The organism is Catenulispora subtropica (assembly GCF_039531675.1).
Classification (GTDB): domain Bacteria; phylum Actinomycetota; class Actinomycetes; order Streptomycetales; family Catenulisporaceae; genus Catenulispora; species Catenulispora subtropica.
The window spans coordinates 69,291-88,021 of the sequence record NZ_BAAAQM010000026.1; the positions used below are offsets into that span (position 1 = coordinate 69,291).

General features: G+C 71.7%; 18 protein-coding genes. 5 read left to right on the plus strand and 13 right to left on the minus strand.

All coding sequences use genetic code 11. The features are described 5' to 3' along the window. Positions 1-22 precede the first annotated feature (22 nt). Genes ABD466_RS22665 through ABD466_RS22675 form a run of 3 tightly spaced genes read right to left on the minus strand, consistent with a single transcriptional unit; the run spans position 23 to position 1,738 of the window. On the minus strand, positions 23-433 hold the full coding sequence (locus ABD466_RS22665) for a helix-turn-helix domain-containing protein (protein ID WP_344659139.1): 411 nt from the start codon (positions 431-433) through the stop codon (positions 23-25). Next, positions 430-798 (minus strand): DUF4031 domain-containing protein, encoded by a 369-nt coding sequence (locus tag ABD466_RS22670; protein ID WP_344659140.1) that lies wholly within the window; start codon positions 796-798, stop codon positions 430-432. Before ABD466_RS22670 ends, ABD466_RS22665 begins: the two co-directional genes overlap by 4 nt. Then, positions 764-1,738, minus strand: coding sequence for an NAD(P)/FAD-dependent oxidoreductase (locus ABD466_RS22675; RefSeq protein WP_344659141.1), 975 nt, complete (start codon positions 1,736-1,738; stop codon positions 764-766). Before ABD466_RS22675 ends, ABD466_RS22670 begins: the two co-directional genes overlap by 35 nt. A 66-nt stretch (positions 1,739-1,804) precedes the next feature. Here ABD466_RS22675 and ABD466_RS22680 point away from each other — a divergent pair, with 66 nt between their 5' ends. Further along, complete coding sequence (locus ABD466_RS22680) at positions 1,805-2,362, plus strand: helix-turn-helix domain-containing protein (RefSeq protein WP_344659142.1); 558 nt, start codon at positions 1,805-1,807, stop codon at positions 2,360-2,362. On the opposite strand, the gene ABD466_RS22685 is transcribed toward ABD466_RS22680, so the two are convergent. From ABD466_RS22685 to ABD466_RS22705, 5 genes are all read right to left on the minus strand, one after another. Continuing rightward, complete coding sequence (locus tag ABD466_RS22685) at positions 2,363-2,989, minus strand: HD domain-containing protein (protein WP_344659143.1); 627 nt, start codon at positions 2,987-2,989, stop codon at positions 2,363-2,365. It abuts the gene before it with no gap. A gap of 99 nt (positions 2,990-3,088) precedes the next feature. Beyond that, on the minus strand, positions 3,089-4,801 hold the full coding sequence (gene ptsP, locus ABD466_RS22690; RefSeq protein ID WP_344659144.1) for a phosphoenolpyruvate--protein phosphotransferase: 1,713 nt from the start codon (positions 4,799-4,801) through the stop codon (positions 3,089-3,091). Beyond that, the gene (locus ABD466_RS22695) at positions 4,794-5,060 is read right to left on the minus strand and encodes an HPr family phosphocarrier protein (protein WP_344659145.1); all 267 of its coding nucleotides are present in this window, start codon (positions 5,058-5,060) and stop codon (positions 4,794-4,796) included. The genes ptsP and ABD466_RS22695 overlap by 8 nt, the downstream gene beginning before the upstream one ends. 40 nt (positions 5,061-5,100) lie before the next feature. Then, entirely contained in the window at positions 5,101-5,550 is a 450-nt protein-coding gene (locus tag ABD466_RS22700) for a PTS sugar transporter subunit IIA (RefSeq protein WP_344659197.1), read from the minus strand. A gap of 88 nt (positions 5,551-5,638) precedes the next feature. Beyond that, positions 5,639-5,869: a PTS sugar transporter subunit IIB gene (locus tag ABD466_RS22705; protein ID WP_344659146.1), complete on the minus strand. Its 231-nt coding sequence runs from the start codon at positions 5,867-5,869 to the stop codon at positions 5,639-5,641. 208 nt (positions 5,870-6,077) lie between these two features. On the opposite strand from ABD466_RS22705, the gene ABD466_RS22710 reads away from it, so the two are divergent. The 3 genes from ABD466_RS22710 to ABD466_RS22720 all read left to right on the plus strand — a co-directional run bounded on the left by ABD466_RS22710 (position 6,078) and on the right by ABD466_RS22720 (position 9,108). Beyond that, a complete protein-coding gene (locus tag ABD466_RS22710) occupies positions 6,078-6,836 on the plus strand; it encodes a GntR family transcriptional regulator (RefSeq protein ID WP_344659147.1) in 759 nt (252 codons plus the stop codon). Positions 6,837-6,906: 70 nt separating this feature from the next. Further along, positions 6,907-8,244, plus strand: coding sequence for a PTS transporter subunit EIIC (locus tag ABD466_RS22715; protein ID WP_344659148.1), 1,338 nt, complete (start codon positions 6,907-6,909; stop codon positions 8,242-8,244). Between the two features lie 165 nt (positions 8,245-8,409). Continuing rightward, a complete protein-coding gene (locus tag ABD466_RS22720) occupies positions 8,410-9,108 on the plus strand; it encodes a copper homeostasis protein CutC (RefSeq protein ID WP_344659149.1) in 699 nt (232 codons plus the stop codon). 173 nt (positions 9,109-9,281) lie between these two features. Here ABD466_RS22720 and ABD466_RS22725 read toward each other — a convergent pair whose 3' ends face one another. From ABD466_RS22725 to ABD466_RS22745, 5 genes are all read right to left on the minus strand, one after another. Next, a complete protein-coding gene (locus ABD466_RS22725; RefSeq protein ID WP_344659150.1) occupies positions 9,282-10,289 on the minus strand; it encodes an SPFH domain-containing protein in 1,008 nt (335 codons plus the stop codon). Between the two features lie 72 nt (positions 10,290-10,361). Next, on the minus strand, positions 10,362-12,503 hold the full coding sequence (locus ABD466_RS22730; RefSeq protein WP_344659151.1) for a HelD family protein: 2,142 nt from the start codon (positions 12,501-12,503) through the stop codon (positions 10,362-10,364). Positions 12,504-12,699: 196 nt separating this feature from the next. Beyond that, positions 12,700-14,352, minus strand: a complete 1,653-nt coding sequence (locus tag ABD466_RS22735; RefSeq protein ID WP_344659152.1) for a DNA repair helicase XPB — start codon at positions 14,350-14,352, stop codon at positions 12,700-12,702. Between the two features lie 48 nt (positions 14,353-14,400). Next, positions 14,401-16,047, minus strand: coding sequence for a flavin monoamine oxidase family protein (locus ABD466_RS22740; RefSeq protein ID WP_344659153.1), 1,647 nt, complete (start codon positions 16,045-16,047; stop codon positions 14,401-14,403). Positions 16,048-16,183: 136 nt separating this feature from the next. Then, positions 16,184-16,900, minus strand: a complete 717-nt coding sequence (locus ABD466_RS22745; RefSeq protein WP_344659154.1) for a TetR/AcrR family transcriptional regulator — start codon at positions 16,898-16,900, stop codon at positions 16,184-16,186. Between the two features lie 113 nt (positions 16,901-17,013). Between ABD466_RS22745 and ABD466_RS22750 the strand changes: the two genes are divergently transcribed. Continuing rightward, positions 17,014-18,705 carry an amidohydrolase gene (locus tag ABD466_RS22750; RefSeq protein WP_425558706.1) on the plus strand — a complete coding sequence of 564 codons (1,692 nt, stop codon included), beginning with the start codon at positions 17,014-17,016 and terminating at the stop codon, positions 18,703-18,705. Positions 18,706-18,731 lie beyond the last annotated feature (26 nt).

Sequence of the window (18,731 nt, forward strand, 5' to 3'; positions counted from 1 at the left end):
GAGGACAGGCCGCCGACGGTGTCTACACCCAACCCCACAACGTCGCCCGCCAACCCAGCTCCACCCGGCTCTGGGCGCCGGCCATCGTCATCAGATCCTTGATCCGCCGCTCAAGGCTTCGCCGGCTCATGTGCAGGGAACGGAGTGCTTCCTCGCACGCGTCGTCCAGCAGCGCCTTCAGCAGCTGGCGGCCTTCGCGGTCCGGTGTCCGCCCGCTGGGCGCCGGTACGGGCTCGGACACCGGCAGCCCGGTCAGCGCGGCATGGCGACCCAGCTGCATGCGGTTGCGGCACTGCGCGCCCTCCATCAGGGCCCGGACATAGCGCTGAACGGTCCGTTCGCTGACGCCCAGACGGGTCGCGACGGCGCGGTCCGTGAGCCCGGCGACCAGCAGGCCGAGGGTCTTCTGCTTCGTGTTCGTCGACAGCATCATGGGTGAGCCCCCGGCGAGGTCGACTCGGGAAGCCGGCGAGGTTCGGTCTCGGTCCCGCCGCGCGGCCGGCGGGACCGCTTGGGACGCCGCAACCCGGCGGCCGTGAGCCGCAGCAGCAGCTCACGCGATCCCACCGGCGTCGCTCCCGCGCCGACCGCCGTCTCATACAGGTGCGACGGGATGTCGTAGTGGTCGCGCTCGAAACCGCGCGGCGGGAGGCCGATGCGGTCGGCGAAGGCGTGCAGTTCCGCGAACGACACGTCGCTCACCAGATGCGACCACAGGCGACCGTGGCCGGGCCACGTCGGCGGGTCGATGAGGATCACCTCTTCATCCAAGCACGGGCTCCAGGGCCGCCTCAACATCCGCCTCCACCAGCGCCGCGTTGATCTGCGCCGCGGTCATCGTGGCCGCGCCCGCGCCGGCGATCACGCCGCCCGAGGGGTCGGCGACGTTGCCCGCGGCCCAGACCCCCGGGACCGAGGTGCGGCCGCCGGGGCCGATCACCGGCCAGCCGGTCTCCGGATCGGACTCGCAGCCCAGCGCGTCGAGCAGCATGCTGTTGGGCTGGAACCGCGGCACCAGGAACAGCCCCTCGCGCGGGATCACCGTCCCGTCCTCCAGCTCCACGCCGCTCATCCGTCCCTCCGTCTCGACCAGCCGTCGCACTCGCCGCTCCTCGACCACGACGCCGCGCGCCGCCAGCCGGGCGCGGTCGGCGTCCTCCAGCGGGTGCCCGTCGAGGAAGTACACGAGGTCGTCCGTCCACTGCCGCAGCAGCAGCGTGTGGTGCGTCGACATCGGGCCGGTGGCCAGTGTCGCGAGCGCGCCGTCCCGGACCTCCCAGCCGTGGCAGTACGGGCACACGTGGACGTCGACCGCCCACAGGTCCGACACGCCCGGCACGTCCGGCAGCACGTCCGTCAGCCCCGTCGTCACCAGCAGCTGCCGCGCCGTCGGAACGCAGCCGCTGGCCAGCGTCACGGTGAAACCGGTGCCGGTGCGCTCGACCTTCTCGGCGAAGTCGGTGACGACCACGCCTCCGTACGACAACACCTCGGCACGGCCCAGCTCCAGCAGCTCCATCGGCGGCATGCCGTCCCGCGACAGGAAGCCGTGCATGTGGGCGGCCTTGGCGTTGCGCTGGGCGCGGGCGTCCACCACGAGCACGCGGCGGCGCGCGCGGGTGAGCATGAGGGCGGCGGACAGGCCGGCCGGGCCGCCGCCGATGATCACGACGTCGTAGTGCTGATCGGACATCCCGAAGGACGTGGACTCCGGTGCGGTGCTCATGTCGGTGCTCATGCCGCGAGGATGCGCTCCCGGCGCGCCGCCGGTAAAGAAAAGTTGCCGGTTTGGCAAAATGGGACCATGGCTGACACCCCCTCCCACCTCGGCGAACGGCTCCGCGCCGCGCGTCGCGCCCTCCACCTGACGCTGGCCGAAGCCGCCGCGGAGACGGGCATCTCGGTGAGCACGCTCTCGCGCCTGGAGAACGGCGGGCGGCGCGCCACGCTGGAGCTTCTGCTGCCGCTGGCCGGTCTCTACGACGTGTCGCTGGACGAACTCGTCGGGCGTACACCGCCGCCGCGCAAGTACCCCGACGGCCGGGTGATCGTGCCGCTCACGAGGGAACCCGGTGGTCTGCGCGCGTACAAGATGCTGCTCCCGCCGCCGCAGGGTGAACAAGTGCCGGAACTGCGGACCCACGAGGGCTGGGAGTGGATGTACGTGCTCAGCGGGCGGTTGCGGGCCGTGCTGGCCGAGCACGATCTGATCCTGGTCAAGGGCGAGGCGATGGAGTTCGACACGCACGTGCCGCACTGGTTCGATGCGGCTGGTCCGGGGCCGACGGAAGTGCTGACGTTGTTCGGGCCGCAGGGGGAGCGGGTGCATGTGCGGGCGCGCTCCCGAGGGAAGTGGGGCTAGTCACCCCTCCAGCTCGGCGATTTCAGCACTCAGATTCGCCCGCGCCCGCTTCTCGTACCGCTCCACCGCCACCGGCGTCCGGAACAGCGCCGGCAGCTCCAGCAAGGCCTTCAACACCGCCGCCCGCCCCGGCCGGAACAGCTCGTCCGGAACCTCGGAGTACTCCTGCCGGATCGCCTGCTTGTAGGCCGCGTAATCCGCCGCGCGGCCGCCCAGGACGGCGAGGTCGGCGTCGCAGAGCACCGCACCGTTGCGGTCGTCCTCGGCCGCGGCGTGTCCCTTGGTCAGCCGCACCAGCCGCGCCACCTCCGCGACCCGTTCCGGCGGGACCAGGAGCACCGGCAGCTCGGTCTCGGCCAGCTGGGCGCTCAGCTCCTCGTTGTCGCCGCTGGCTTCGCCGCCGTCGTAGACCGCGTCGTGGAACCACGCGGCGTAGCGGACCGCCGTCACGTCGTCGGCGTAGCCGCCGAACTCGTCGACGCCGTCCAGGACGCGGGTCAGGTGCTCGAGGGTGTGGTAGCGCCGATGCGGTTCGGACCAGCGGGCGACCAGGTCGTCGCCCAGCCGGATGCTTTCCGGCGTGATGCCGGCCAGCGCCAGCCAGCGCTCGTGCAGCGACTTCGCCATGGTCGCAGCCTACGCCGATCGATCAGTGGCGCAACGCGCGCGGGGCGGGGCACCGCCGGTCGGGTGCGGTGCGGGCACGATCCGGGGCCCCACGGCGCCCTACTCCTCCGCGGCCGCCTCCCGCGCCTCGCGCGCGGTGGCCGCCGCGCTGGCGCGCACCGCCATCGCCCCGCAGCGGGCCAGCGTCCGCGCCGCCAGCGCGTCGCGGACCTCGGCGATCGCCGAGGGCGCCATCGACAGCGACCGCACCCCGAGGCCCACCAGCACGCACGCCAGCAGCGGGTCGGCCGCCGCCTCCCCGCACACCCCCACCGGCTTCCCGGCCGCCTCGCCCGCCGCGCCCGTGGCGCCGATCAGCTGCAGCACCGCCGGGTGCCACGCGTCCTGCAGCGTCCCCAGCGCGCCCAGCATCCGGTCCGCCGCCATCGTGTACTGCGTCAGGTCGTTGGTGCCGATCGACGCGAACCCGGTGCGCCCGGCCAGGATCGGCCCCGCGGTCAGCGCCGACGACGGGGTCTCGACCATGATGCCGACGCGGCCGCCGGCGACGTCCAGGCCGCACGTCTCGGCCAGCTCGCAGAACCACTCCGCCTCCGGCGTCCCGTCCACCATCGGCGCCATCACCCAGACGTCCGCCGCCACGCCGCGGGACGCCTCGCGGATCGCCAGCAGCTGGGTCCGCAGCACCGCCTCGTTGCGGCCGTCGAAGGCCCGGAACGCCCGCAGGCCCCGCTCGCCCAGCGCCGGGTTCGGCTCCTGGCCCAAGCGCACGAACGGCAGCGGTTTGTCGGCCCCGGCGTCCAGGGTGCGCACCACGATCCGGGAGCCCTCCGGGAACGCCTCGAAGACGGCGCGGTAGACCCGGACCTGGTCCTCGAACGCCGGCTCCTCGGCAGAGCCCAGATACAGGAACTCGGTGCGGAACAGGCCCACGCCCTCGGCCCCGGCCGCCAGCACCGCCGGCACGTCCGCCGCGGTGCCGATGTTCGCCAGCAGCTTCACCGGCTCGCCGTCGGACGTCCGCCCCGGACCGCTCAGCGTGGCCGCCTTCGCGGCCGCCGCCGCCCGGGCCACCGCGGCCTCCTGCTCGGCGTGCGTCGGACGGGCCACGACCGTGCCGTCGGCGGCGTCCACCAGCACCGGCGTCCCGTCGGCCAGCGCCAGCACCCCGGTGGCGCCGACCACGGCCGGGATGCCCATCGCGCGGGCCAGGATCGCGGTGTGCGAGGTCGGGCCGCCCTCCGCGGTCACCAGGGCCAGCACCAGGTTCCGGTCGAGCAGCGCCGTGTCGGCCGGGGCCAGGTCCTTGGCGACCAGCACATAAGGGTCCTCACGTTCCGGCAGGGCCGCCATCGGCACGCCCGCGGCGACCGCGACGGCGCGGGTGCCGATGTCGTCGAGGTCCGCGACCCGGCCGGCCATGTAGTCGCCGAGCCCGGAGAGCAGCTCGCGGTACTCGGCGAAGGTCTCGTGGATCGCGCGGGCCGCGGTCTTGCCCGCCGCCGTGCGGGTCCCGATGGCCTCCTCCAGGGCCGGGTCCTCGGCCACCATGGCCTGGGCCTCGAGCACGTCCGCGGTGTCGCCGCCGGCGGCCGCGCCGCCGGCGCGGAGGTAGGCGGCGACGGCGGCGACGGCGGCGCGGGCCTTGGCCCGCTCCTCGCCGGGCGGGCCGGCGGCGGGCCGGTCGGGAGGCTCCGGGGGCGCCTCGCTCATCCGGGCCACCGGGCCGGCCACCGCGGCGGTGCCGACCCCCACCCCCCGGTACGCGGTGCGCCCGGGCCCGCCGTGGTCGGCGGCCCCCATGTCAGGCATCGAGGTCGGTCTCCAGCAGCTCGGCCAGCTCGTCGACGGCCGCGGCGGCGCCCTCGCCCTCGGCGGCCAGCACCACGCGGTCGCCGTGCCGGACGTCCAGCGACATCACCGCGAGCATCGACTTCGCGCTGACCGGCCGGCCCCCGTCCTTGGCCAGGGTGACCGGCACCGGCGACTCGCCGGCCTTCCTCACGAAGACCGCCGCCGGCCGGGCGTGCAGCCCGACCTTGGAGGCGACGGTCACGGTGCGCTGGGGCATGGATCAGGGTCCTCGTCTCAGTACTCGGCGATCGGCGGGCTCAGCGCCAGTGGAACAGTTCGTCGCCGGCGACCACCGTGCCGCCCGCGATCGCGTCGATGGCCGCGGTGTCGGCGTCCAGCGCGATCACGGGGCTCACCGGGGACAGGCCGCCGGCCTCGACGTCGGCCGGGTTCCACGTGACCACCGGCTGTCCGGCCCGCACCCGTTCGCCCTCGACGGCGACCAGCTCGAAGCCCTCGCCTTCCAGGTTCACGGTGTCGATGCCCAGGTGGACCAGGATGCCGCGGCCGTCGTCGGACTGCACCACGAAGGCGTGCGGCTTGAGCTTGACCAGCCGGCCGGCGATCGGCGCGACCGCGGTCTGCAGCTTCCGGGCGGGATCGACGGCCGCGCCGGGCCCCACCATCCGGGACGCGAACACCGGGTCGGGGACCTCGGCCAGGCCGATCGCGGTGCCGGTCAGCGGAGAGGAGATGTAGATGTACATGGTGCTCACTCGTGGTGCTCGGGGCGCGGTCGCCGGACGGGCGCACCGGGGACCGGAGAAGTCGACACGGCGCGGGTGGGCGGCGGAGCTACATCAGGTCCTCGATGTCGTTGGCCAGGGAGTCCGCCTCCGGACCGACCACGACCTGGACGTTGTTGCCGACCTTCATCACCCCGTGGGCGCCGGCGGCCTTGAGCACGGCCTCGTTCACCTTGGAGCCGTCCCGCACCTCGGTGCGCAGCCGGGTGATGCACGGCTCCAGCTCGATGATGTTCTCGGCGCCGCCCAGCCCGGCGATGATCTGCTCGGCCTTGCTCACGGAACTCTCCTTACTCCGCCGGGCCGTGCGCGGCGCGCACGGCCCGGGTTGGTGACAACACCGGACATTATCCCACTAAACAGTCAAAGTCTTGACTGCCACGCCACCTTTGCGCCGTCTGTGGGCGAGCCGGCGCGGGTGGTGCGGCGGCGCGAACGCCTGCGTCGTAGTTGACACCGATATGGCCCCAGTGGTCTAGTCCGGTGACATGAGCGATGAGGCGCCGGGGATCGACCCGACCAGCTCCGTGCCCAAACATCTGCAGCTCAAGGATCTGTTGGGCCGGATGATCGCGGAAGGGCTGGGGCCCGGCTCGCCGATCCCGTCCGAGCGGGACCTGGCCGAGCAGTACGGGCTGTCCCGGATGACCGTCCGGCAGGCCATCAACGCGCTGGTCGCCGACGGCCGCCTGGAGCGGCGCCTGGGGCGCGGCACGTTCGTGGCGCAGCCCAAGATGGACGTGCAGATCCGGCTGGTCGGCTTCACCGAGGACATGCGCCGCCGGGGCATGACCGCCAGCTCCCGGACCCTGTCCTTCGAGCGCATCCACGCCTCCAGCGCTCTGGCCGCGCACCTGGAGGTGGAGTCCGGCGAGCCGGTGGTCCGGCTGGTGCGGCTCCGCTACGCCGACGGCATCCCGATGGCGATCGAGCGCACGCATCTGCCGGAACGGCTCGTGCCGGGTCTGGTCGAGGCCGGGGCGCCGGAGTCGCTGTACCGGTACCTGGCCGAGGAATACGGGATCGTCCTCACCTGGGGGGAGCAGTCGATCGAGGCGGCGACCACCGCCGCGGAGGACGCCCCCCTGCTGGGGATTCGCTCCGACGGCGTAGTCCTGGTGATGGCGCGACGCTCCTTTGCAGAAGATGTGCAAGTGGAGTATGCGACTTCTGCCTATCGTGCCGACCGGTACCAGCTGTGGGTGCCGCTCGCGCAGGCGGCCCGACCGATAGTCCGCAACCCGTAACCGCGTCAGGGAGCTCCTTCGCCGGTCGCGGGCCTGGCACCACGTGTGGCACACCGAGAGGAACCACCTGATGAGCGCAGACGCCGCCGACGCCGCCGGCGCCGCCGCGGCCCCGAAGCAGCCGGGGTGGGGCAGCCGGACGTTCGCCGTGCTGCAACGCATCGGGAAGTCCCTGATGCTGCCGATCGCCACGCTCCCGGCGGCCGGCCTGCTGGTGCGCTTCGGCCAGGAGGACATGCTCGGGCGGTTCCACACCACGGTCGTGAAGAACGCCGCGCTCATCATGGCGACCGCGGGCAACGCGCTGCTCAGCAACCTGCCGGTCATCTTCGCCATCGGCGTGGCCATCGGCTTCGCGAAGAAGTCGGACGGCAGCACCGCCGTGGCGGCGATCGTCGGCTACCTGGTGTACCACGCGGTCTCGATGCAGATGTTCCTCGGCTCGGCGCTCAAGGACCAGGTCCGGAGCGTGGTGATCAAGGACGCGGCCACCGACGTGCACTCGGCGGTGCAGGTCGGCGGCCTGCAGTACGCGCTGGACCTGACCAAACCGAACCCGACCGGCGTGCTCGGCGGCATCCTGGTCGGCATCAGCGCCGCCCTGCTGTGGCAGCGCTACTACCGGATCAAGCTCCCCACCTGGCTGGCGTTCTTCGGCGGCCGCCGCTTCGTCCCCATCATCACCGCCGTCGCGTGCGTGTTCCTCGGCGTGCTGATGGGCTGGATCTGGTCCCCGATCGGCCGGGGCATCAACGACCTGTCGAACTGGATCACCCACAACAGCTCGATCGGCCTGTTCATCTACGGCAGCTTCAACCGCGCCCTGATCCCCTTCGGCCTGCACCACATCCTGAACGCCTTCCCGTGGTTCCAGTTCGGCACCTTCACCAACGCCACCGGCACCTACCACGGCGACATCGCCCGCTTCCTGAACGGCGACCCCACCGCCGGCCTGTTCATGACCGGCTTCTTCCCGATCATGATGTTCGGCCTGCCCGGCGCGGCCCTGGCCATGTGGCGCTCCGCGATGCCGACCAAGCGCAAGGTGGCCGGCTCGATCCTGATCTCCGCGGCCCTGACGTCCTTCGTCACCGGTGTCACCGAGCCGCTGGAGTTCTCGTTCATGTTCGTCGCGCCGGTGCTCTACGTGATCCACGCGATCCTCACCGGCATCTCCATGTCCCTGATGTGGAGCCTGGGCTGCAAGGACGGCTTCAACTTCTCGGCCGGCCTGATCGACTTCATGCTCAACTGGGGCAAGGCGACGAAACCCTGGCTGATTCTGATCGTCGGGCCGATCTATTTCGTGCTCTACTACGGGATCTTCACGTTCGCGATCAGATGGCTGAACCTGAAGACGCCGGGGCGGGAACCCGATCCGGAGCTGGACGAGTTGGCTCCGGCTTAGCGTTGCTCCGAAAGCTTGAACAACGGCGGGCACTTGTCCGTCGTGAGCGTCCCATCGCGTGGCTGACGCCACGCGATTGGACGCGCTGTCGGATAGTCGTCGGCCCCATCGCGGACCCCCGCGCCACGTTCGTCAAGACCCCCGATCCATGGCAGGCTGCCACGTATGCCTGAACCGACGCCCCTGCTGGAAGTCATCGCCGTCGACGCCGCCGACGCCCGCGCCGCCCATGCCGGCGGTGCCGACCGCCTCGAACTCGTCTCCGAGATGCAGCACGCGGGCTTCGCCCCCTCCCTCGAGACCTTCGAAGCCGTCCGTGCGGCGGTTCCCCTTCCGCTCCGCGTGATGATCCGCCGCCGCGAGGGTTTCTCCGCCGGGGGCGTCCAGGGCGTCGCAGAGCTCGTGCACACCGCCGACGCCCTGCGTCGCGCCGGTGCCGAGGAGTTCGTCCTGGGCTGGCTCGACCCCGACGGCACGGTGGACGGCGAAGCCGTCCGGGCCGTCCTCGACGTGCTCGGCGGCAGCAAGTGGACCTTCCACAAGGCCGTCGACGCCACCGATCAGCGCGACGCGGTCTACGACGCCGTCCGCGGACTCCCGGGTCTGGACACCGTCCTCACCTCGGGCGGCTTCCCGGCCTCCGGCGACGGCGTCGAGGTCCTCCGGGCCGAGGCCGAGCGCGAGCGCTCGCTCGGCGGGCCCCGCATCCTCGTCGGCGGCGGCCTGACCCAGGACGCGCTGCCGGACCTGCGGGCCGCGGGCCTGGACGCGTTCCACGTGGGGACGGCGGTGCGCTCCGCCGGGACGTGGGACTCGCCGGTGGACGCGGAGAAGGTCGCGCTGTGGCGGAAGCTGGTGGGTTAGGTGTACTGCCCCACCTCACCCGTTCGGCCGCGATCAAAATGAGCAGCCGTACCTACGCCGAGTGACTATTGCCCGATTCAGGGTGTTGAGCGACGATTGTCATGCGGTTCGGCCCGCCTCGGCAAACGCCGCCGGGGCTGGCCGAAGGCGTTCCGCACCAATCCGCGGCTCGTTCACGACGAAGGCTTCGTGGTCGGCGTACCCGGCGTCACCGCGAAGCCGGCGCCGGGGGCGAAGGTGGTCACGTTCGGCGGGATCGCCTTCATGATGTCGATCTGCGCGCAGGCGGGGCACGCCTCGTACCCCTTCTGCCGGGCCGCGTTGGCGGCGGCGTCGGCCTGGGCCTGGGCGACGCGCGCCTGGGCCTCGCTGACCTGGGCGTAGGCGGCTTGGGCCTTGTTGACCGCGTCCTGGACGTCGTTCGGCAGGGTGATGCGGACCAGGTTGAAGCGGACGTTGACGAGGAAGTCGTCGCCGAGGGTGGCTTTCAGGTCGGCTTCGAGGGACTGGTTGATGGCGTCCTGGATCTTGGCGATGTTGCTGTTGTTGGCGTTGGCGGGGGTGCCCTGGTTCTGGGCGTTGGGGTTGTTCTGGACCAGGGCGCAGGAGGAGACGAGGTCGGCGCAGCGGAAGTCGCCGATCTGCTCGCGGAGGTCGTTGTCGATGACGGGGCGGATGATCTGGTCGAGGAAGGTGGACCAGCCCTGGTCGCCGTCGTAGGCGTGGCGGGCCTTGCCGTCGGCGCCGGTGAAGGTGCGGGTGCCGAACCTGTTGTCGAAGTCGGAGATCACCTTGTGGTCCAGGTTGAGGCTGAAGTAGAAGGTGCCTTCGATCCCCATCTGGACGCCGTCGCTGGAGGGGGTGTCGACCACGTCGACGCCGGGCCGGTCGCCGCGGTTGGCGGCCGCGGTGATGGTGTAGAAGCGCTGCTGGGCCGGGTACTTGTGGACGACGCCCCACATGCCGGTCCAGCGGAGTGAGGACGACGGGTCGATGATCGACCGGATGTTGCGGTCGCCGAACCAGCCGCCGTGCCGGACGACCGCGATCTCGCCGGCGTCGGTGCGGTCCCAGGCGTCGATGAAGGACGAGAACAGGGACAGCGCGGTGATGAGGCCGGCGAGGGCGGCGGCGAGGATGGCGTAGAAGCGCGGGCTGCGGCGTGACACAGACAACTTCATGTCTGACTCCTGATCCCCCTGTGGCCCGGCGCGTTGCCGGGCTCGAATCAGGCGCCGACGATACTCCCAGGGTCAGACTGCCGTCAGCTGCGGGGGGAGCGGAGCGCTGTGCAGGACGTGCAGGCGGGAGACGGCGCGGGTGAGAACCACGTAGAGGCGGCGCAGCCCGCGGGGTTCGGCGGCGACGATCTCGGCCGGTTCCAGGACCAGGACCTGGTCGTACTCCAGGCCCTTGGCCAGGGTGGCGGGGACGAGGACCAGGCGGGGGCCGGTGTCCGTGGCGAGCAGCGACTCCACCAGTTCGGCTTCGGTCTCCGTGGCGCCGTCGATCGCCGGGGCCGGGGGTTCGGAGCCCAGCACCGTGTGCTCGACGCCCGCCGTGGTGAGGGCGGCGGCGATCTCGGCGATCCGGGCGTCGGCGGTGATGAGGCCGACGGAGCCTTCGTGGGTGGCGAGGGCGAGTTCGGCGGCGGTGACCGCGGTGTCGACGAGGTCCGAGGCGTCGGCGACCGCGTCGATCTCCAGGGAGCCGCCCTGCTGGCGGACCGAGGTCGGCGGGAGCAGGCCCGGGGCGGCGTCGGGGAGGAGCCTGGCGGCGAAGTCGATGATCTGGCGCGGCACGCGGAAGCCCAGTGTCAGCTCTTCGATGACGGCCTCGGTCTTGCCCAGATGCTTCAGCGTCTCGGCCCAGGACGGGGTGGCCCAGGGAGTGGTGCCCTGGGCGATGTCGCCGAGGACGGTCACACTGCCGGTGGAGCAGCGGCGGCCGACGGCGCGGTACTGCATGGCCGACAGGTCCTGGGCCTCGTCGAGGACGACGTGCGCGAGCGAGGGGAACCGGTCGAGCTGGTCGTGGGCCTCGTCGATGATCACGGCGTCGGCGCTGGACCACTTGGCCGTACCGGGCGTGCGGGGCACCTTGGGCCGGGTGGCCGTCCACAGGATGCCGGCTTGCTCCTCGGACGTGAGGATGCCCTCCGCGGCGGCGGCCAGGGCCTCGGCGTCGGAGTAGAGCTCGAAGACCACCTTCACCGGGTCGATGGCCGGCCAGAGCAGGTCCACCGCCTTGCGCACCTCGGCGGTGCGGGCGACCGCGTTCTGCGTGCGGTCGTCGGTGGTCTCGCCGGCCGCCTCCATGCGGTACAGGATCGCGTGGGCGATGCGGGGGGCGAGCATGGCGCGGCCGGAGCCGTAGCGGACGTCGCGTTCCCGGGTGGCGGCGATGAGCTCGTCGATCTCGTACGCGGGGACGCGCCAGCGGCGGGAACCGCGGACGACCATGATGCCCTCGGGAAGCGCTTCCTGGGCGGTGCGGAGCCGGGACCAGATGGCGTTGTGGAGGACCTCGGCCATCCGCGCGTCGCCCTTGACCACCCCGGACTCCGGCGGGTCCTGGGCGGTGATCTTCACGCGCGCGACCAGGTCGTCGACGGTCGTCTGGCCGACCTCGATCTCGCCGAGGGCGGGGAGGACCTGCTCGATGTACTTGAGGAACTCCTTGTTCGGCCCGATCACCAGCGAGCCGCCGCGGCGGAGGCGGTCCCGGTGGGCGTAGAGGAGGAAGGCGACGCGGTGCAGGCCGACGGCGGTCTTCCCGGTGCCGGGAGCCCCCTGGACACAGACGCTGACGTTCATGTCGGCCCGGACGATCTCGTCCTGTTCGGGCTGGATGGTCGAGACGATGTCGCGCATCGGGCCGGAGCGCGGGCGCTCGATCTCCTCGGTGAGGATGCGGCTGGCGCCGGCCCCGCCGTCGCCGGCGGAAGGGCCGGACAGGGGCTCGTCCTCGTACCCTGTGATGGCCCCGTGCGCGAAGCCGAAGCGCCGCCGCCGGTCCAGGCCCATCGGGGCTTTCGGAGTGGCGCGGTAGAAGGCGGTCGAGACCGGGGCGCGCCAGTCGATGACCATCGGCTCGCCGGACGCGTCGTGCACGTGGCGCCGGCCGATGTAGTAGTGCTCGTCGCGGAACTCGCCGGCGTCGGCGACGTCGCCGTAGTCGAGGCGGCCGAAGAAGAGCGGGACGTTCGGGTCGTCCATCAGGGCTTTGGCGCGGGCGCGGAGCGCGGCCAGCAGGTTCTCGGTCGAGACGGCGTTCCCGCCCTGGGCCTTGAGATTGAGGGCCTCTTCCCGCATCGCTCTGAGGGCGGCGCGGGATTCGTCGAGGTGTGACTGTTCCTGGGCGACGATGGGATCGGCGTCGCTGGTTTCGGGCATGCCGGACTCCTGAAGAAGTAGAGGAAGAAGCGCACACGGCGGCGCTGACGGCGCGGTGCGGTGTCGCTTGGAGGTTCTTCAGGCAGAGGTCCGCGCGGTTCCGTAAGAGGCGGAACCGCCGTACGTGCCGGGCAAGGCGCAGTAGCTTAGCAGGCCTTGCCCGGCGGTGTTAAATCACCGTACGGCGTGATGACTGTCAGATGTCCTTACCAGCGAACACGTCGTCGGCGTCGACGATGCGGTACGCGTACCCCTGCTCGGCCAGGAACCGCTGCCGGTGGGCGGCGTACTCCTGGTCGACGGTGTCCCGGGACACGACCGCGTAGAACCGCGCCCCGCGCCCGTCGGCCTTCGGGCGCAGCACGCGGCCGAGGCGCTGTGCCTCCTCCTGCCGCGAGCCGAACGTGCCGGAGACCTGGATCGCGACGCTGGCCTCCGGCAGGTCGACGGAGAAGTTCGCGACCTTGGAGACCACCAGGGTCGGGATCTCGCCGGTGCGGAAGCCCTCGTAGAGGCGCTCGCGCTCCTTGACCGGCGTCGTGCCCTTGAGCACCGGGGCGTTCAGGCGCTCGCCGAGGTCGTCCAGCTGCTCCAGGTACTGGCCGATGACCAGCGTGGGCTCGCCGGTGTGCTTCTTGACCAGGGCCTCGACCAGTTTGGCCTTGGTGGCGGTGGTGGACGCCAGGCGGTACTTCTCCTCGGGCTCGGAGCTGGCGTACTTCAGGCGCTCGTGGTCGGTGAGGGTGACCCGGACCTCCACGCAGTCGGCGGGGGCGATGTAGCCCTGCGCCTCGATGTCCTTCCACGGGGCGTCGAAGCGCTTGGGGCCGATCAGCGAGAAGACCTCGCCCTCCATGCCGTCCTCGCGGACCAGCGTGGCGGTCAGGCCGAGGCGGCGGCGGGACTGGATGTCGGCGGTGAAACGGAAGACCGGGGCCGGGAGGAGGTGCACCTCGTCGTAGATGATCAGGCCCCAGTCGCGGGCGTCGAAGAGCTCCAGGTTCGCGTAGACGCCCTTGGTCTTGCGGGTCAGGACCTGGTACGTCGCGATGGTGACCGGGCGGATCTCCTTGCGGGCGCCGGAGTACTCGCCGATCTCGTCCTCGGTGAGCGAGGTGCGCTTCAGCAGCTCGTTGCGCCACTGGTGCACGCTGACCGTGTTGGTGACCAGGATCAGCGTCGTGGCCTCGACGCCGGCCATCGCCGCCGCGCCCACGATGGTCTTCCCGGCGCCGCAGGGGAGCACGATCACGCCGGATCCGCCGTGGCGGAAACCCTCGGCGGCCTCCTTCTGGTACGGCCGGAGCGTCCAGCCCTCCTCGCGGAGCGCGATGTCGTGGTGCTCGCCGTCGACGTAGCCGGCCAGGTCTTCGGCCGGCCAGCCGACTTTCAGCAGGACCTGCTTGAGGGTCCCGCGCTCGGAGGGATGCACCTTGACGGTGTGCTCGTCGACCCGGGAGCCGATCAGCGGCTGCACCTTCTTGTGCCGCACCACCTCTTCCAGGACCGGCACGTCGGTGGTCTCCAGGACCAGGCCGTGCACCGGGTGCTGGAGCAGCTTGAGCCGGCCGTACCGGTCCATGGTGTCGGCGATGTCGACCAGCAGCGCGTGCGGCACCGGGTAGCGCGAGTACCGCAGCAGCGCGTCGATGACCTGCTCGGCGTCGTGGCCCGCGGCGCGCGCGTTCCACAGCGCCAGCGGCGTCACGCGGTACGTGTGGATGTGCTCCGGGGAGCGTTCCAGTTCGGCGAACGGCGCGATGTCGCGGCGGCAGTCCTCGGCCTGCGCGTGGTCGACTTCGAGGAGGAGGGTCTTGTCGGACTGGACGATGAGGGGGCCATCGGGCACGTGGGGCTCCTTGGTCGTCAAAAAGCAGATCTACTAGTGTCGCACGAGCTAGATTTGCAACCTAATCTCTGCCGCGGCTCGTTCGCCGGAGCGGAGGGCCGAGTCCAACGTCATGTTGTCGACGTCGGTGTGTTCCCCGGCGAAGTGCACGCGTCCTTCCTGCACAGCCTCGTAGCCCGCGAACGTGGTGTATTGCCCGACTTGGTAGTAGTGATATGCGCCACGGTGCCACGGGTCGAGGCTCCAGTGGTCCTCGTAGGCGACGCCGGTGTAGGCCGCCGCCGTGCCCGGGAAGACGTGCTCGATCTGGTTCAGGAACCACGTCACGTCGGCCGACGGCGCCGGGCCGTGTGCGGCCCCGGTCAGGGTGTTCTGGGCGACATCGCCGCCGGGGAAGTTCACGAGCAGCGCCGGGGAGCCGTGGGCTCCGAGGTTCACCGTGCCGTCCCAGGACGTCTGGTAGCCGTCCGGGCCGGTGTTGCTGACGCCGTTGCCCCCGGCGCTCGGCCAGGTCTTGGTGCCCAGCTGGAGCACCAGCTTGCCGTTCTGGCCCATGCCCTGCTGCTGGATCGCGGTGTCCTTCAGCGCCGACAGGCCCGCGCGGCTGTAGTCCACGTCGCGCAGCATGCGGAACGGCAGCGCCAGGACGACGTGGTCGGCGACCGCCGTGACCGTGGTCCCGGCGGCGTTGAAGGTCAGCGTGTAGCTGCCGTCGGTGTTGCGGCAGACGGCGACCAGTTGGTGCCCCTGCCGCACAGTGCCTGCCGGAAGCTGCCCGAGCATGCCGCTGACCAGCTGGTCGTTGCCGCCGGCGAGGTGGTACTTCTCGTCGAAGCCGGCGGCGCCGTCGAAGGTCCGGGACGAGCCGAGGAACCCGATCAGGCCGACGGCGGACGCCAGCGCCGGTTCGCCGCCGGACTGGAGCTGGAGGGACTCGATGATCTGGGTCAGCGGGTCGCCCGAGGACAGGCCGATCGAGGACAGGTAGTCCAGGCACGACATCTGGTCCAGGCGGCGGGCCTCGGTGGTGAAGGAGTCGTAGCGGGGCGTGCCCATGGCTTGGTACGACGCGTGGAAGGCCGAGTAGGCCTCGGCGACCCAGTCCTGTTGCTGCTTCTTGCCGGGGTAGGAGGCACCGTTGACCCAGGCCTCGTAGTCGCCGCTGGTGAGTGCGCCGCCGTTGGCGAACTCGGTGGTGAGGCCGAGGCTGGAGGCCAGGTTCAGAACCGCGGTGTCGGTGGAGCTGATGAACGAGCCGCCGTGTTCGTGGACCTGGCCGGCCGCGAAGAAACCGCGCAGTGACCAGCAGCGGCCGCCGATGTGCGTGGTGTCGGCCTCGTAGACGGTCGAGGCGACGCCGTTCTGTGTCCACAGGCTGTGGGCACAGCGCAGGCCCGCCAGGCCGGCGCCCACGACGACCACGCGCGGTGCCGTGGCGGCGTTCGCGCGCGGTGCCAGGGCCAGTGTCGTGGCGGCCGCCGCGCCACCGAGCAGGCTGCGGCGCGAAACGGCGCGCGCGGCCCAGTAGCGCTCGACGCGGCCGGAGGCCGCGGCCCGAGCGTGGATGTGCTGCACGCGCTCGGCGCGCATCCCCACCAACTCGTCGACCGGGATCCCGGTCCGTCGCGACTCGCGCTCGGCGGCGAACGCTTGGCGCAGGGCGCTGGGTATTCCACTTCCAGTTCTCGTCGACATGAGCACTCCCGGGTCAGGGCGGTGAGATCCGCGACGCGAAGCGTCTCCTTGACGGGCGGTGGTGGGAGACGGGCGGGCGGGTCCGGATGACCCGAGAGTGAACCGCGTCACAACGCTGATGTCAACGCTGTTGCGCTCAACCGTCCGCAGCGGCCTCCGCGGCCCGCACCTCCGCCGCCCGCCGCTCGATCTTGTCCAGCAGCGCCTCGACCCGCGCGGCGTAGATCTCCTCGTGCGTCACCGCCGCCAGTTCCTCGACCAGGCCGGCGATGCGCGGGAAGCGCTCCCGGTCGGCGAGGCGGTACTCGCGGCTCCACGCCGACTGGTCGGCTTCCCGCTCGGTCGGTGCGAACAGCTGGAGCGCCGCGTGCTGGCCGACGTAGGCCAGGATCGAGTCGCCGAACATGCGGTAGTGGACGGCGGCGTCCGCGCCGGTCAGGCCGGCTTCGTGGACCGCGCCGAGGATGAGCTCCACGATGCGGAACTCGTTCGGGCGGCGGGTGGTGCGGGACGCCATCAGGGAGCTGACGACCGGGTACTTCATGCCGACCCGGAGCGATTCGGCGGCCAGGGCGCGCAGCCGGTCGCGCCAGGCCAGGCCGTGCGGGACGCCGTCCAGCGCCTCGCCGAGCGTGCGGTCGGCGACGGACAGCAGGAGCTCGTCCTTGTCGCGGAAGTGCCGGTAGACGGCGGTGGGATCGCAGCCGAGCTCCTGTCCGAGGCGCCGGACGGTGAACGCGTCGTCGCCGCCGCGGGCCGCGATCCGCAGAGAGGCCTCGATGATCGCCTCGGGCGACAGCTGGCTGCCGGAGCGCTTGCTGGTCGCGGTCCGCGCTGATGAGTGAGTGGCCATGATGCCGGCCAGTATAACGAGACGGAAACGGGAGAGCGCAACAGTGTTGACAGCGGAGTTGCGCTGCGCTTCGATCCTCGGACAAGCGGACCGGCCGCGGGACGAGGGTGAGGATGCGGAGCGCAGTGGACACAGGGAATCCGGGTTCCGGGGCGGTGGGGGGCTCACGCCCGGCGGCGACGGCCGAGACCGTGTTCGTGGGCGGCCGCGTCTTCGCCGGCGGGACCTCCCGCCCGGCCGCCGTGGCCGTGGCCGGCGGGCGGATCGCCGCGGTCGGGCCCGAGGCCGGGGTCAGGCCGCTGATCGGGACCGGGACCGAGGTCGTCGACCTGGCCGGCGGCCTGCTGACCCCCGGCTTCGTCGACGCGCACAACCACGCGGTCTTCGCGGGGTTGCAGCTCATGCGCTGCGACATGTCCGGCCAGACCGAGGCCGACCAGTACCTGAAGACGGTCGCCGACTACGCGGCCGCGCACCCTGACGCCCCGTGGATCCTCGGCGGCGGCTGGTCGATGGACAGCTTCCCCGGCGGCATCCCGACCCGGCGGCAGCTGGACGCGATCGTTCCGGACCGGCCGGTGTACCTGACCGTCCGCGACGGCCACGGCGCCTGGGTCAACACCCGCGCACTGGAGCTGGCCGGGCTGACGAAGGACACGCCGGACCCGGCGGACGGCCGCATCGAGCGCGAAGCCGACGGCACCCCGATCGGCATGCTCCAGGAAGGGGCCATGGACCTCGTCCCGGTCCCGGTCGCCACCCATGCCGACGCGGTGGCCGGGCTGCTCGCCGCCCAGCGCCACCTGTTCGCCCTCGGCATCACCGGGTGGCAGGACGCGATGATCGGCGACCATCCCGGCAACCCCGACAACTTCCCGGTCTACCTTGAGGCCGCCCGCAGCGGCGCCCTCAAGGCCCGGGTCGTCGGCGCGCTGTGGTGGGACCGCGAGCGGGGTCTGGAGCAGATCCCCGACCTCCTGCGGCGGCGCGCGGAGGGCACCGCCGGGCGTTTCGCCGCGACGAGCGTGAAGCTGATGCTCGACGGGATCGCCGAGAACTTCACGGCCGCGATGCTGGAGCCCTACCTCGACGGCTGCGGCTGCGCCACGGCGAACCGCGGGCTGAGCTTCATCGACCCCGATGTGCTGCGCGAGGCCGTGCGGAGCCTGGACGCCGAGGGCTTCCAGCTGCACTTCCACGCCCTCGGCGACCGCGCGGTGCGGCAGGCGCTGGACGTCCTCGAAGCGGCGCGCGCCGTGAACGGCCGCAACGACCACCGGCACCACCTCGCGCACCTCCAGATCGTGCACCCCGACGACGTCCCGCGCTTCGCCGCGCTCGGCGTTGCCGCGAACATCCAGGCGCTGTGGGCCGCGCACGAGCGGCAGATGGACGAGCTCACCATCCCGTTCCTCGGAGCGGAGCGCTCGGCGCAGCAGTACCCGTTCGGCGACCTGGCCCGCGCGGGCGCGCGCCTGGTCGCCGGCAGCGACTGGAACGTCAGCAGCCCCGATCCGCTGCTCGGCATCCACGTGGCCGTGAACCGCTCGCGGATCGGCGAGAACCCCGACCCCTTCTACCCCGAACAGGCGCTCACCCTGGCGCAGGCGCTCGCCGCCTACACCGAGGGCAGCGCGTGGATCAATCATCTCGACGACCGGATCGGAACCGTCGAGCCCGGCAAAATCGCCGACCTCGCGGTGCTGGACCGGGACCCCTTCGCCCACCCAGCCGGCGAGATCGGCGCCACCCGGGTCCGGCGGACCTATGTCGAGGGCGAACTGGTCTTCGCCGCCGACGCCTGACGAAGCGACAGCAGAACCCTGACCGA

What these genes read in the sequence shown, in the direction of transcription:
- ABD466_RS22665 (WP_344659139.1), bottom strand. Translation starts at nt 433, where the DNA reads ATGATGCTGTCGACGAACACGAAGCAGAAGACCCTCGGCCTGCTGGTC.
- ABD466_RS22670 (WP_344659140.1), bottom strand. Translation starts at nt 798, where the DNA reads ATGTTGAGGCGGCCCTGGAGCCCGTGCTTGGATGAAGAGGTGATCCTC.
- ABD466_RS22675 (WP_344659141.1), bottom strand. Translation starts at nt 1,738, where the DNA reads ATGAGCACCGACATGAGCACCGCACCGGAGTCCACGTCCTTCGGGATG.
- ABD466_RS22680 (WP_344659142.1), top strand. Translation starts at nt 1,805, where the DNA reads ATGGCTGACACCCCCTCCCACCTCGGCGAACGGCTCCGCGCCGCGCGT.
- ABD466_RS22685 (WP_344659143.1), bottom strand. Translation starts at nt 2,989, where the DNA reads ATGGCGAAGTCGCTGCACGAGCGCTGGCTGGCGCTGGCCGGCATCACG.
- ptsP (WP_344659144.1), bottom strand. Translation starts at nt 4,801, where the DNA reads ATGCCTGACATGGGGGCCGCCGACCACGGCGGGCCCGGGCGCACCGCG.
- ABD466_RS22695 (WP_344659145.1), bottom strand. Translation starts at nt 5,060, where the DNA reads ATGCCCCAGCGCACCGTGACCGTCGCCTCCAAGGTCGGGCTGCACGCC.
- ABD466_RS22700 (WP_344659197.1), bottom strand. Translation starts at nt 5,550, where the DNA reads ATGTACATCTACATCTCCTCTCCGCTGACCGGCACCGCGATCGGCCTG.
- ABD466_RS22710 (WP_344659147.1), top strand. Translation starts at nt 6,078, where the DNA reads ATGAGCGATGAGGCGCCGGGGATCGACCCGACCAGCTCCGTGCCCAAA.
- ABD466_RS22715 (WP_344659148.1), top strand. Translation starts at nt 6,907, where the DNA reads ATGAGCGCAGACGCCGCCGACGCCGCCGGCGCCGCCGCGGCCCCGAAG.
- ABD466_RS22720 (WP_344659149.1), top strand. Translation starts at nt 8,410, where the DNA reads ATGCCTGAACCGACGCCCCTGCTGGAAGTCATCGCCGTCGACGCCGCC.
- ABD466_RS22725 (WP_344659150.1), bottom strand. Translation starts at nt 10,289, where the DNA reads ATGAAGTTGTCTGTGTCACGCCGCAGCCCGCGCTTCTACGCCATCCTC.
- ABD466_RS22730 (WP_344659151.1), bottom strand. Translation starts at nt 12,503, where the DNA reads ATGCCCGAAACCAGCGACGCCGATCCCATCGTCGCCCAGGAACAGTCA.
- ABD466_RS22740 (WP_344659153.1), bottom strand. Translation starts at nt 16,047, where the DNA reads ATGTCGACGAGAACTGGAAGTGGAATACCCAGCGCCCTGCGCCAAGCG.
- ABD466_RS22745 (WP_344659154.1), bottom strand. Translation starts at nt 16,900, where the DNA reads ATGGCCACTCACTCATCAGCGCGGACCGCGACCAGCAAGCGCTCCGGC.
- ABD466_RS22750 (WP_425558706.1), top strand. Translation starts at nt 17,014, where the DNA reads ATGCGGAGCGCAGTGGACACAGGGAATCCGGGTTCCGGGGCGGTGGGG.